Origin of the sequence: Curtobacterium sp. NPDC092190 (assembly GCF_044755625.1) — a bacterium.
Taxonomy (GTDB): domain Bacteria; phylum Actinomycetota; class Actinomycetes; order Actinomycetales; family Microbacteriaceae; genus Curtobacterium.
Map to the genome: position 1 here is coordinate 143,523 of NZ_JBIVRJ010000004.1, position 12,475 is coordinate 155,997.

General features: G+C 71.7%; 14 protein-coding genes. 3 read left to right on the forward strand and 11 right to left on the reverse strand.

Going from position 1 to position 12,475, the window contains the following annotated elements:
* The first annotated feature begins 96 nt into the window (after positions 1-96).
* A complete protein-coding gene (locus tag ACIQFY_RS11260) occupies positions 97-1,035 on the forward strand; it encodes an aldo/keto reductase family oxidoreductase (protein ID WP_209684849.1) in 939 nt (312 codons plus the stop codon).
* 194 nt (positions 1,036-1,229) lie between these two features.
* On the opposite strand, the gene ACIQFY_RS11265 is transcribed toward ACIQFY_RS11260, so the two are convergent.
* From ACIQFY_RS11265 to ACIQFY_RS11290, 6 genes are all read right to left on the reverse strand, one after another.
* On the reverse strand, positions 1,230-1,433 hold the full coding sequence (locus ACIQFY_RS11265; RefSeq protein WP_326495912.1) for a hypothetical protein: 204 nt from the start codon (positions 1,431-1,433) through the stop codon (positions 1,230-1,232).
* Positions 1,434-1,511: 78 nt separating this feature from the next.
* Positions 1,512-1,697: a hypothetical protein gene (locus ACIQFY_RS11270; protein ID WP_158407777.1), complete on the reverse strand. Its 186-nt coding sequence runs from the start codon at positions 1,695-1,697 to the stop codon at positions 1,512-1,514.
* A gap of 84 nt (positions 1,698-1,781) precedes the next feature.
* The gene (locus tag ACIQFY_RS11275) at positions 1,782-3,494 is read right to left on the reverse strand and encodes a protein kinase (protein ID WP_400340098.1); all 1,713 of its coding nucleotides are present in this window, start codon (positions 3,492-3,494) and stop codon (positions 1,782-1,784) included.
* 10 nt (positions 3,495-3,504) lie between these two features.
* Entirely contained in the window at positions 3,505-4,389 is an 885-nt protein-coding gene (locus tag ACIQFY_RS11280) for a phosphatase PAP2 family protein (protein WP_400340101.1), read from the reverse strand.
* A gap of 94 nt (positions 4,390-4,483) precedes the next feature.
* A complete protein-coding gene (locus ACIQFY_RS11285) occupies positions 4,484-6,169 on the reverse strand; it encodes a bifunctional 3'-5' exonuclease/DNA polymerase (RefSeq protein ID WP_066657263.1) in 1,686 nt (561 codons plus the stop codon).
* Positions 6,170-6,270: 101 nt separating this feature from the next.
* Positions 6,271-6,519, reverse strand: coding sequence for a hypothetical protein (locus ACIQFY_RS11290; RefSeq protein WP_245172042.1), 249 nt, complete (start codon positions 6,517-6,519; stop codon positions 6,271-6,273).
* A gap of 102 nt (positions 6,520-6,621) precedes the next feature.
* Here ACIQFY_RS11290 and ACIQFY_RS11295 point away from each other — a divergent pair, with 102 nt between their 5' ends.
* Entirely contained in the window at positions 6,622-6,843 is a 222-nt protein-coding gene (locus ACIQFY_RS11295; protein ID WP_066657269.1) for a hypothetical protein, read from the forward strand.
* Positions 6,844-6,851: 8 nt separating this feature from the next.
* Here the strand turns inward: ACIQFY_RS11295 and ACIQFY_RS11300 are convergent, their stop codons facing one another.
* From ACIQFY_RS11300 to ACIQFY_RS11310, 3 genes are all read right to left on the reverse strand, one after another.
* On the reverse strand, positions 6,852-7,304 hold the full coding sequence (locus ACIQFY_RS11300) for a Panacea domain-containing protein (RefSeq protein WP_400340104.1): 453 nt from the start codon (positions 7,302-7,304) through the stop codon (positions 6,852-6,854).
* Entirely contained in the window at positions 7,304-8,056 is a 753-nt protein-coding gene (locus ACIQFY_RS11305) for a GAF domain-containing protein (protein ID WP_400340107.1), read from the reverse strand. The genes ACIQFY_RS11300 and ACIQFY_RS11305 overlap by 1 nt, the downstream gene beginning before the upstream one ends.
* 181 nt (positions 8,057-8,237) lie before the next feature.
* Positions 8,238-9,611 (reverse strand): L-serine ammonia-lyase, encoded by a 1,374-nt coding sequence (locus tag ACIQFY_RS11310; RefSeq protein WP_400340110.1) that lies wholly within the window; start codon positions 9,609-9,611, stop codon positions 8,238-8,240.
* A gap of 87 nt (positions 9,612-9,698) precedes the next feature.
* On the opposite strand from ACIQFY_RS11310, the gene ACIQFY_RS11315 reads away from it, so the two are divergent.
* Positions 9,699-10,517: a shikimate 5-dehydrogenase gene (locus ACIQFY_RS11315; RefSeq protein ID WP_400340112.1), complete on the forward strand. Its 819-nt coding sequence runs from the start codon at positions 9,699-9,701 to the stop codon at positions 10,515-10,517.
* 56 nt (positions 10,518-10,573) lie between these two features.
* On the opposite strand, the gene ACIQFY_RS11320 is transcribed toward ACIQFY_RS11315, so the two are convergent.
* Complete coding sequence (locus ACIQFY_RS11320) at positions 10,574-11,017, reverse strand: SRPBCC family protein (RefSeq protein WP_400340115.1); 444 nt, start codon at positions 11,015-11,017, stop codon at positions 10,574-10,576.
* A gap of 3 nt (positions 11,018-11,020) precedes the next feature.
* Positions 11,021-12,466, reverse strand: coding sequence for an NAD(P)/FAD-dependent oxidoreductase (locus tag ACIQFY_RS11325; RefSeq protein ID WP_066657289.1), 1,446 nt, complete (start codon positions 12,464-12,466; stop codon positions 11,021-11,023).
* Positions 12,467-12,475 lie beyond the last annotated feature (9 nt).

Below are 12,475 nucleotides of genomic sequence, written 5' to 3' on the forward strand. Positions count from 1 at the left end.
GTCACCCGGTCGCATCGGGCGTGACTGCCGGGCGCGGCCCGACGGGCACCGGCAGGGCCTCTCTGCGCACGGCGAGCTGCTGGCAGGATCGAGCGCGTGAAGACACTGGAGTTGCCACAGACCGACCTCACCGCGTCCGACGTCGTCGTCGGCCTCATGCGGATCAACGACATGAGCGACGAGGACATCCGCGAGCTGTACACCGCCTCGCGCGACGCCGGCGTCACGATGTTCGACCACGCCGCCGTGTACGGCGTCTGGCACGGGTGCGAGCAGCGGTTCGGTTCCGCCGTCACCCTGTCGCCGTCCGAGCGCGCCGACATCCAGCTGCAGACCAAGGTCGGCATCCGCCCGACGCCGGACGGCGCGTACTTCGACTTCTCGTACGAGCACATCATCGAGTCCGTGCACGAGTCCCTCGAGGCGCTGCGGACCGACTACGTGGACGTGCTGCTCCTGCACCGTCCCGACGCCCTCGTCGAGCCCGAGGAGGTCGCCCGGGCGTTCGACGAGCTGCACGCCGCCGGCAAGGTGCACCACTTCGGCGTCTCGAACCACACCCCCGGTCAGGTCGAGCTGCTGAAGCGGTCGGTGCGGCAGCCGCTCGCGTTCAACCAGGTGCAGCTGAGCATCACGCACGCCAACGTGATCACGCAGGGCCTGACGGCGAACATGGCCGGGCTCGACCAGTCGATCGACCGCGACAACGACATCCTCAACCACGCGCGCCTGAACGACGTCACGCTGCAGGCCTGGTCGCCGTTCCAGAAGGGCTTCTTCGACGGCGTCTTCCTCGGCGACCGCGAGCAGTACGCCGAGCTCAACGACGTGCTCGAGGAGCTCGCCTCGGCACACGGCGTCACCCCGACGGGGATCGCGGTCGCTTGGATCACCCGACACCCCGCGCACTTCCAGGTCGTCCTGGGCACGACGAACCCGCAGCGGGTGCGGGACTCGGCCGCGGGTTCCGACGTCCGGCTCTCGCGCGAGGAGTGGTACCGCGTCCTGACGGCGGCGGGGCACACCGTCCCCTGACCGAGCTGCGGGGCTGGGCCTTGACCGTGCCGCGCTCCGGAGCTCGGCCCTGAGCGTGCCGGGCTCCGCTCAACGGGGAGCACGTCGCGCCACGGAAGTCCGTGGTGTCACGTGCTCCCCGTTGTGCTGAAGCACGTCGTGCCCCGGGCTGCTCGGCTCGGCTCGACTCTGCTCGGCTCGGTCGGGGCGGGCGGTCAGTCGTCGGTGGTCGAGGCGCTCGGCACCCGCACGTCGACGGGTGAGACCCGCGAGGGGTCGGCCGACGCTCCGCCGACGACGTCGAACGAGATGCCGAGCTCGGCGGCGGTGTCCTCGTCGAGCTCGAGCCCGTGCTCGGTGACCTGGTCCTCTGGGATGGCGCGACCCTTCGACGGGTCCCACGCGTTCGCGAACGACATGCGCACGAGCTTGCCGTCCGTGGCTGGCAGCGAGGTGTCAGGCGTCGGTGGTGTCCGTCAGCGGCCAGCCGTCTCGGGTCACCGGGCGACCGGGCCCCCGCCGGCCTCGTCCTCGTCCTCGTGCGGGGCTGGCGAGACCGACGGGTCGACCGAGTCCGGGCCGACGTCGGCGCCGCGGTCCTCCTCGACCTCGATCTCGGTCTGGTCGTCGCCGTCCACGGGGAGGTCGGCGCCGGGCTGCTGCGGATCGAACGGTGTGCTCATCGACATGCTCCGAGCGTGCTCCCGCGACGGTGGGCGTCGGCTCGACGCTGTCCGTCCACCGCGCCGGGGTCAGCAGCGACCGCGTCAGCCGCGGCCGGGGCCCGTCGCCGGCCCCTGGGTGAGCGACCCGACGGTGGTGTCGACCGTCGTGTCCGCCGCACCGGACCCCTTGCCCTTGCCGCTGTTGCTCCCGGGACCGTTGCCGTTGCCGCTGTTGCCCGCGCCGCCCTGGGGGGCCTCGACGGGGTTCGACGCCGGACCGCCCGGCTGGGGGCCGACGCTCGGGTCGTCGGCGGGCTGGCTCGGCTCCTCCGCGGGCTCGCTCGGCTGCTGCTCCTCGGTGGGCTCCTCTGCCGGCTCGCTCGGTTCCTGCGCGGGCTCGCTCGGCTGCTGCTGCTCCTGGCTGGGCTGCTGCTCCGGCTCGCTCGTCTGCTGCTCCGTCGGCGACGAGGGCTCGCTGGAGTCGGTCGGCGCGGGCGTCGAGTCGTCTCCCCCGCCCAGCGCGAAGAGCGCGACGCCGATCCCCGCGAGGACGAGGATCCCGACGACCACCGCGGTGATGATCCCCGCACGCCGTCGCTTCGATCCGTCCGTACCGGGACCGCCCCGTCCGGCAGCCCCCGCTGGACCACCGGCTCCTCGCGACGCGGCACCACCGGCCACCGCACCACCGCCAGCAGCAGCAGCGGCGCCCGCTCCACCGGCGCCCCGCTGGGCACCGAGGACCGTCGTCGCGACGTCGTCCTGCGCACCCGTCCGGTCGTACGCCCGGGTCGCGGCGTCGGCACCGCCGGCGGTCGGCATCGCCCGCGTGGCCTGGTCGCCGTCCACAGCGCCCGGCACGGCCTGGGTGGCCTGGTCGGCGTGGGCTGCGTCCGGTCCCCCGGCGCCGAGCGCGGCACCGGCGAGACCGACTCCGGCACCGGCCGCTCCGCCGGCAGCACGGGTGAGCGTGCCGGGTCCGCCCGGGAGCAGCTGGGTCGCCGGTGCCGTCCCGTCGCGTTCGAGCGCACGGAGACGTCGGGCCGCCTCGGCCGCGGTCGGGCGCTCGGCCGGGTCCTGGGCGGTCATCACGTGCAGCAGCGTCCGCCACGCGGTGGGCAGGTGCTGGTCGATGTCGGGGCCCCGCGTGAGCCGCGCGGTGGCGGACTCGACGGCGGTGCCGGGGAACGGTCGTTCACCCGTCAGGCACTGCAGCAGGACGAGCCCGAGGGCGTAGACGTCGGCCTGACCGGTGACCTCGCGCCCGAGGACCTGCTCCGGTGAGATGTAGGCGGCGGTGCCGATGACGGTGCCGGTCCCGGTCACGCGGGCGGCGTCCCGGAGCAGCGCGATGCCGAAGTCGGCGAGCTTGACGTGCTGGCCGTCGCTCTCGAGCAGCACGTTCGCGGGCTTCACGTCGCGGTGCACGATGCCCTGCGCGTGCACGGCGGCGAGTCCCTCGGCGACCTGGGCGCCGGTGCGCGCGGTCGTCGTGGTGTCGAGCGGGCCCTCGCGCAGCCGGGTGTCCAGGTCGCTGCCGGGGACGAGCTCCATCACGAGGTACGAGTCGCCGTTGCCGTCGTCGAGTGCGGCGTCGTAGAGCGTGACGAGCGAGGGGCTGCGGAGCGCGGCCAGCGTGTGCATCTCGGCCTCGGCGCGCGCACGTTCGCCGTGGTCGACCGCGCCGATCCGGAAGACCTTGACGGCCACCTCGCGGCCGAGCTGCTCGTCGACGGCGCGGTAGACGGAGGCCATGCCGCCGTGACCGAGCGTGCCGGTGACGCGGTACCTGCCGCCGAAGACCCGTTCTTCCATGCGGGTGAACCTACCGTGACGACCTGACCGGGCGTGCCGGTCCGCGGCCGCGCACGACCGGGTCGGCACCCCGGTGGAGGGCGGTCAGGTACAGCCGGTGCGCCGTGATCACGAGCGCCAGCCACGCAAGACCGAGGGCCCACGCGGCGAGCACGTCCGTCGTCCAGTGGTGGCCCAGGAACACCCGCGAGACGCCGATCGACAGCACGAAGAGCGTGCCGACGACGATCGTCCACACCCGGGTGACCGTGCGTGACTGCCGCAGGATGAGCAGGTACACGATCGTGCCGACGACGACCGTGGCGTTGAGCGTGTGGCCGGACGGGAACGACGGCGAGTGCTCGTACGGCGGCACCGCGTCGGACAGCGGCGGTCGGGCACGGCCGATCAGGTCCTTGCCTGCGATGGTCATGAGGAGCGAGCCGCCGCTCGCCGCGACGAGCAGCACGAGCGGGGTCCAGGCGCGGCGCTGCACCGTGAAGCCGATCAGGAAGCAGACCGCGACGATCGGCATCCCGATCGTCCCGGCGATGTCGGTCCACCACGTGACCGCCTGGTCGGCGAACGGCGAGCGCAGGGTGAGCATCCAGTCGAGGACGGGGCGGTCGAGCACCGCGACGTCGTCGGACGCCCGCACGGCGTCGTACACCTCCGATGCCGCCCAGGTCGCGGTCGCGGCGATGCCGACACCGACTGCCAGCGTCAGGACGAGCAGGGGGAGGGCGCCGTAGCGACGGCCGAGTGCCGCCCAGCCCTCGGCGACCGTGTGGCCGGCCCGGGACCGCCACGTCGTGAGGTCGAGGTCGCCGACGCGCCGGTCCTCGACGACCGCCGCCTGCTCCGCACGGTCGACCCGACCGGCAGCCGAGGGGTCCTCGTCGTGGTGTCGCTCCATCGACCCACCCTGCCCGTCCCAGGCTGCGAGCGCGCACGCGCCTGCCCGGACGCAGTCCTCTCGGCGGGCGAGCACCCGCACGCGCCGGCCCGGCTCAGTCCTTCGCTGCCCCGTAGTCGCGCACCGTCGACACCGTCAGGGGGAAGACCACCGGGAAGTCCCGGAAGAGCAGCCGTCCGGCGTCGACCGCCGCGGCCCGGACCTGCTCCGCCACGAACGCGGCGTGCTCGACGGGCGTGTGCACCACGATCTCGTCGTGCACGAAGAACACCAGGTGCGGCCCGGCCGTCAGCGGGCCGGGGAACCGGGTCGCGAGCCGGGTCCGGAGCGATCCCATCCAGGCCAGTGCCCACTCGGCCGCGGTGCCCTGCACCACGAAGTTCCGCGTGAAGCGCCCCCAGCTGCGGGCACGCCCCTCGACCGCCCGCTGCTGCGCCGGCGTGCCGTCCACCGACCAGGCGCGGTTGCGCGCGGCGAACCAGGCCTCGTCGGGGACGGGCGACGTCCGGCCGAGCAGCGTCGTCACGGGCTCGCCGCGCTCGCCCGCCCGGGCCGCCCGGTCGACGAGCCCCAGCGCCGCCGGGAACGCCCTCGCCAGCCGCGGGACGAGCCGTCCAGCGTCACCCTGGGTCGCGCCGTACATCGCGCCGAGCATCGCGCCCTTCGCCTGCTGCCGCGTCTCGACCGCGCCCGAGGCGACCACCCCGTCGTACAGGTCCCGCCCGTCGCCCGCGGTCGCCATCGCCCGGTCACCGGCCATCGCCGCGAGCACCCGCGGTTCGAGCTGCGCCGCATCCGCCACCACGAAGGCCCAGCCGTCGTCGGCGACCACCGCACTGCGGACCGTCCTCGGCAGCTGCATGGCACCGCCGCCGTCCGCCGCCCAGCGCCCGGTGACGACCCCGCCGACGACGTACTTCGGGTGGAAGCGCCCGTCCTGCACCCACTCGTCGAGCCATGCCCAGCCGTTCGCGGTGAGCAGGCGGGACAGGCGCTTGTACTCGAGCAGCGGCGCGATGACCGGGTGCTCGAGCTCCTGCAGCTCCCACTTGCGCGTCGACGTCACCATCAGGCCGACGGCCCGGAGCGACCGCAGGACGTCGGCGGGCGAGTCGGGGTTGAGTGCGGGGTCGCCGAGGTGTGCGCGGATCTCCCCCGCGAGCTCCTCGAGCCGGCGCGGCCGCACCCCGGCGGGTACCCGGGGGCCGAGTTCCTCCTCGAGCAGGCGCTCGTGCACGTCCGGACGCCAGGGCAGACCCGCGGACAGGATCTCGGCCGCGACGAGGGCTCCCGCCGACTCGGCGGTGGTGAGCAGGCGCAGTGCGCCCGGCGTCGTCGACGTGGCGACCGCGTCGAGCTGGCGGCGGAACTCGGCGACCGGATCGGCTGCGTCGTCGGCCGGTGCGACGGTGAAGAGCGCGTCGTCGAACAGGCGGGCCTGCGTCGGGCGGGTGGGGCGGGCCTCCTGGCCGGGGTCGTCCCACGTGTCGGGTGGTGCCGTCGCGAGGGCCGTCCCCCGCGCGGCGAGCGCGCCGCGCAGGATGCGACGGCACAGGCGGAGGTCGACGCAGCGGCCGACGCGTCCTCCGGCCGCCAGGACGGCCGGGTACCAGCGGGCGGTGTCGTCCCAGACCCAGCGCACGTCGGGTGCGTCGTGCGCGGCGACGAAGGCCGGGAGGCCCGGCTCGTCCAGGCGCGTCGGCTCGCCGGCCGGCTCCCCCGCGTCGGTCAGGGGCGTCGCGGTGACGCCGCCGTCGACGCGGTGGAGGACGAGGTGCACCCGACGATCATCCTCCTTCCCGCGGGATGCACCGTCGGCGGGTGCTCGCAGCGGTACCGCGGTGCGAGGTGTCGCCGGGGTCGCGTCGTGCGAGGGAGGGCTCAGTCGGCGGGGTGGGGGTCCTGCGTCGCGTCGGTCCGAGGGTCGGTGCCGTCGGCGTCCCCGGGGCGGACGGCCGCGGAGTCCGCGACGTCGATGCGCACGTCCCCGTCCTCGGCGCGGGAGACCTCGACGCGCGGGTCGGCGTCGTGCTCGTCCGACCCGGACATCCTGCGGAGGGTGTCCTGTCGGCGTTCCTCGAAGGACATGTCGACGCCGTCGCCGAGGTGGTCGTGGTCCGTGTCGCTCATGCGTCCGACCGTACCCGCGGCGGCCGGAGTGCCTCCCGGCAGTGCACGTGAGCAGCGTTCAGCGATTTGGTGCGCGAATCGGACAGACGCCATGGTGGAGTGATGGAGACGGAGCGCGCACGAGCACCGCGGTGGCGACCGGTCCCCGCCGACGACGTCCCGATCCACGCGGTGGTCCGCTACCGCGACCGCGGGCGACTCGTCGCCGGGACGGCGGTGGACGTCCTCGACACCCCGGGGCGTCCCGCACTCATCGTCCGCACCGACGACGGGCAGCACCACGTCGCACCGCGCGCGATCCCGCTGGAGATGCAGGTCCACTGACCGGCCCGTCAACTACCCCGCAGCGTTCTAGAGAAATATTTCCTCATGTCCGCCTGCGGGATTTTTATCGAAGAAGAAGCCCTGTCTGGAACCCCATTCTCTAGCCTCACTTGAGCCCATGGAGTTCCCGATCGATGCGTCAGTTCACTGAGCTCCAGCCCCGATAGACTGCCGTAATTGCTCACCACCGCGTCAACAATGATCGCTTCTTGATGACCCAAAGCCTCAGATGACCCTCGCGACCAATTTTTGACGGTAAATTGACCGCGATGGCCATCAAAGAGCGCATAGCAAACCGGACCATTACGCCAGGCCTCGAAGTCGTCGGGAAACAGGGGCACTTCGCGAAGGCCAAGAGACCAGCCTTGGGCAAAGTAGCAAAGCTTCTGAAGCTTCATGGTGGAGATGCCGCGATCGAAATGATCGAGCACCTTGGCCGCCACATCATGCACTGTCGCCATCACTTTCCCTCCATCCCTCGGTCCTTCGAAATTCCGGAATTGAACAGCTGCGCGATCGTCATCGCCGCGTCGGGTCTCGCCTCGTTTGCCGCATCATAGATCTCCTCCACACCAACCCCGATGAGGCGCGCCACCAAGTATCCAACCGTGATGTCCTCCTCAGTGAAGACGGTCGATTCTCTCGTGTCTACGGTGAGAACGCCGCGGGCCACGTGATCCTTTCCAGCAAGAGGGATCACAAAAAAAGACTTCCAGACGGTGCCGGTGTGGTAGTTCAGCGGCACGGAAGTTGCGTAGCGATTTGAAACGGTCACTTGACGCTGTTGAATAGCCGCCTCGATGATTGCTGCACCATAGTCCGTGTCGGGGTGAAAGCTCGAACGGGGGACATCATTGCGACCGGCGTAGTCCTGAAGCTTGAGATAGAAGTCTGCATCCGACGCCTCTTGAGCATCATCCTCGCGTCCGTCGAGCAAGTAAACGCAGACTCGCGCGCCTCGCAAGCCGAAAAGGCCAACTGCTCCTTGCAACATGGCCCGAAAAAACTCGTTGCGCGCACTCCGCCGACGATCAGACTGCAGCAGTCGCGCGAGACCCTCATGCACGGAACTCAGTCCGTCGTTATAGTCTGTCATCTGCTTCGCGAGCCTTCGTGCTCGGCGCTGAGAGAGCACTTGCGGAAGACCGACCAGAAAAATCCCGAGAAGCGTAAGGAGCGAGGTGCCGAGAATCCAAGCAACCTTCTCCGCCACGTCGTCCTTCGAGATGAAGTAACCGACTGCAATTGACCCGAAGGTAACTAGGACAGTTCCAAGGGCAGTCAGTACCCAGGAGGACCACCCGCCCGATGACAGTGGCTTCGCTGCCTGCTCCCGCCGTCTCCACTGAGGCATCGTCAGAAACACAACGTAAGCATACGTTGCCTGTTACGACTCAGCAGAGGGGGACGTTGACCGCCAGTCCGCCCATCGCGGTCTCCTTGTACTTCGTCGACATGTCCGCACCGGTCTGCCGCATCGTCTCGACGACCTGGTCGAGGGACACGTGGTGCACACCGTCCCCGCGCAGCGCCATCCGGGCCGCGTTGATCGCCTTGTTCGCCGCGATCGCGTTCCGCTCGATGCAGGGGATCTGCACGAGGCCGCCGATCGGGTCGCAGGTCAGCCCGAGGTTGTGCTCCATCGCGATCTCGGCGGCGTTCTCGACCTGTTCGGGGGTCCCACCGAGGACCTCGGCCAACCCGGCCGCCGCCATCGACGCGGCGGAGCCGACCTCGCCCTGGCAGCCGACCTCGGCGCCCGAGATCGACGCCCGCTCCTTGTAGATCGAGCCGATCGCCCCGGCCGTGAGCAGGAAGCGGACCACGGCGTCGTCGCGGTCCTCCGGGAGGACCTCGGAGACGTAGGTCAGGGCGTAGTACAGCACCGCGGGGATGATCCCGGCGGCACCGTTCGTGGGGGCGGTGACGACCCGGCCACCCGTGGCGTTCTCCTCGTTGACCGCCATCGCGGTGAGGTTCACCCACTCCATCGCGAAGAGCGGGTCGTGGTGCGGGTCGTCGCGGGTGAGCTGCTCGTGCCAGTTCGCCGCGCGACGCCGGACCGTCAGGCCGCCGGGCAGCGTGCCGGTGCGGCGGATGCTGCGGTCGACGCTCGCGCGCATGACGTCGTGCACGTGCAGGAGTCCGGCGCGGACCTCGGCACCGGTCCGTGTCGCGGTCTCGTTCGCCATCGCGATGCCGCTGACGGGCAGGCCGGTCGCGGCGCACGCGGCGAGGAGTTCGGCGCCGCTCGAGAACGGGTGCGGGACGGCGTCGTCGACGGGGATCGCGGCCTCGGCCACGGCACCCTCGGTGTCGCTCGTGATGAACCCGCCACCGATCGAGTAGTAGGTCTCCTCGGCGAGGACCGCCCCCGAGGCACCGGTCGCCCGCAGCCGCATCGCGTTCGGGTGGCGGGGCAGCATGGTGAGCGGGTGCAGCACGATGTCGGCCTGGCGGAACGGCACCGTCGCCCCGCCCGCGAGCCGCAGCACACCGGTGTGTTCGAGGTCGTCCAGGGCCGCTGCCATCGCGTCCGGGTCGACCGTCTCGGGGTCGGAGCCCATCAGCCCGGCGAGCACCGCACCGAGCGTGCCGTGTCCCTGCCCGGTCGAGGCGAGCGAGCCGTACAGGTGGACGTCGAGCCCGGTCACGGGGGCGTCGGCGAGCCCGGCCGCGAAGGCCGCGCCGGCACGCATGGGCCCGACGGTGTGGGAACTCGACGGGCCGATCCCGACGCTGAACAGATCGAAGACGGAGACCGGCATCCCGCCACACTAACCCGTCCGGACGGCACTGCTGTCGGGTACCGAGAGTGGACCGCTCCATCGGCACAGGCGTGGGAGACTCGTGCCATGCCCATCCTCCACAAGGACATGCAGGTCTGCATCTCGCTCGCGGCCCGACCGAGCAACATCGGCACGCGCTTCCACAACTTCCTCTACGACGAGCTCGGGCTGGACTTCGTCTACAAGGCGTTCACCACGACCGACCTGCCCGGCGCGGTCACCGGGATCCGCGCGCTCGGCATCCGGGGCTGCTCGGTGTCGATGCCCTTCAAGGAGGCGATCATCCCCCTCGTCGACGTGGTCGAGGAGTCCGCGGCCGCCATCCGGTCGATCAACACCGTGGTGAACGACGACGGTGTGCTCACCGCCTCGAACACCGACTACGAAGCCGTCGCGTCCCTGCTCCGCACGCACGACGTCGACCCGACGGCCCGCGTGGTGCTCCGTGGCTCCGGCGGGATGGCCAAGGCGGTCACGGCGGCGTTCCGCGGTGCGGGCTTCGAGCAGCTCACCGTCGTCGCGCGCAACGCGGAGACCGGTCCTGCCCTGGCCGAGCAGTACGGCTTCGACTGGGTCGCGAGCGAGCAGGAGGCGCCCGAGGCCGACGTCCTGGTCAACGTCACCCCGCTCGGCATGCGCGGTGCGGACGAGGACGCCCTCGCCTTCGCGCAGGACCGTGTCGAGGCCGCGTCGACCGTCTTCGACGTGGTCGCGTTCCCCGCCGAGACCCCGCTGGTCCACGCCGGTCGCGCCGCGGGTGCGCGCGTGATCACCGGCGCCGAGGTCATCGCACTGCAGGCAGCCCGCCAGTTCGAGCGGTACACGGGCGTCGCCCTGACGGACGACCAGGTGCGTCGAGCGAGCGAGTTCAGTCGCGCGGAGTAGTGACCGGATGACGGTAGGGAGGCTCGTGGCGGTGCCGCCACGAGCCTCCAGACCGTCTACTGGGCGCCCGCGCGCCCCTCCGCGACCCAGCGGAGCCGCCGGATGCTCTCGTTGTTGCGGATCCAGATGCCGGGCTGCGCGATGAACCCGGGAACGAACGATCCGGGACCCCGGACGGGGTTCTCGCGGAGCGTCACCCGGCTCCCCCGCGGGTGCGGTTCCACCTCGAGCTCGACCCGGGCCTCGCCGACCGGCCAGCCCTTCGCCTGGATGACGAGCCGCCGGGGCTCGTCGACCTCGAGCGAGATCGTCGTGTCGTTGATCAGGAACGGCCAGATGCCGAACGAGTGGTGCAGCTCCGTACCGACGGCGGGCCACCCCGGGTCCTGACCGCGCATGCGCGAGGCGCCGACCACCCAGGTCGGGTAGAGCCAGCCGTCCCGGAGCACGTCGAAGACGGCCTCCGGGCTGCAGTGCACGATGCGGACGTTCTTCGCCATGGTTCAGTCCTCCGGTGCGAGGTCGACGTGCTCGGACAGGCCGAAGGTGTGCCGCAGGGCGCTGCGGGCCGCGTGCCAGCCCGCCATGCCGTGCACACCCGGGCCGGGCGCGGACGCCTCCGAGCACAGGTACATGCCGCCGCCCATCCGCCACGGATCGGACGACAGGACGGGCCGCTTGACGAGCTGCCAGAAGCTCGCGGCCCCGGCGGCGATGTCGCCGCCGACGTAGTTCGGGTTGTACTCGCCCATCTGGACGGCCGTGCGGCTGCTCGACTGCAGGACGGTGTCGCGGAACCCGGGCGCGAAACGCTCGACCTGCCGGACGATCGCGTCGGTCGGGTCGACGTCGGAGCCCGCGGGCACGTGTGCGTACGCCCAGAAGACGTGCTTGCCGCGCGGGGCCCGGCTCGGGTCGACCACGGTCGGCTCGCTCCCGAGGACGTACGGGCGTTCGGCGTGCCGACCCTGCGCCACGGCGTGCTCGGCCTCGGCGATCTCCGCACGGGTGCCGCCGATGTGCACGGTACCGGCCTTCCGCAGCTCGGTGTTCGTCCACGGCACCGGGTCGGACAGCGCGAAGTCGACCTTCGCCGCCGCGTTGCCGAACCGGAAGCGGCGCAGCGCCCCGCGCTTCGGGGTGGGGATCTGCTTCCCGGCGATGTGCAGCATGCCCGGGACGCTCGTGTCGAAGAGGACGGCCTTCGCCGGGGTCAGGTCGGCGAGGGACCGGACTTCGCGCCCGGTCTCGATGGTGCCGCCGTGGGCGACGAGGTCGGCGGCGAGCGCGTCGACGATCGCCTGGCTGCCCCCGATCGGCACGGGCCAACCGCGGGCGTGGGCGTACGAGCCGAGCGAGAGCGCGGCCGCGGCGGTCGACAGGGACGGCATGTGCTGGATCGAGTGCGCCGCGACGCCGGAGACCATCGCCGGTGCGACCTCGTCGCGGAACCGGGCGTTCCAGGCGGCGCTCCCCTGCTCGAGGGCGCGGAGACCGAACCGCAGGACGGTGAGCGGGTGTCGCGGGACGTGCAGCAGCGCGTCGGTGGCGAAGTCCGCGACCTGGTCGGCGCTGCCGGACAGGGGCGCCATGAGGTTCCGGAAGGCGCGGCCGTCGATGCCCAGGCCCTCGGCGGTGCGCTCGAGGTCGCGGTAGGCGATGCCGGCGCGGCCACGGTCGAGGGGGTGGCCGTACTGCACCTCGGGCAGCCGGAGCTCGATGCGGTCCTCCATGCGGAAGAGCCGGAAGAACTCGGACTGCAGCGCCATGGGGTGCACCGCGGAGCAGACGTCGTGGTGGAACCCGGGCAGCGTCAGCTGTGCCGTGCGGGCACCACCGCCGATCGTGTCGTTCCGCTCGACGACCTCGACCGACAGCCCGGCCCGCGCGAGCGTCACCGCCGCCGCGAGTCCGTTCGGTCCGGCACCGACGACCACCGCATCAACCATGTGCCCGAG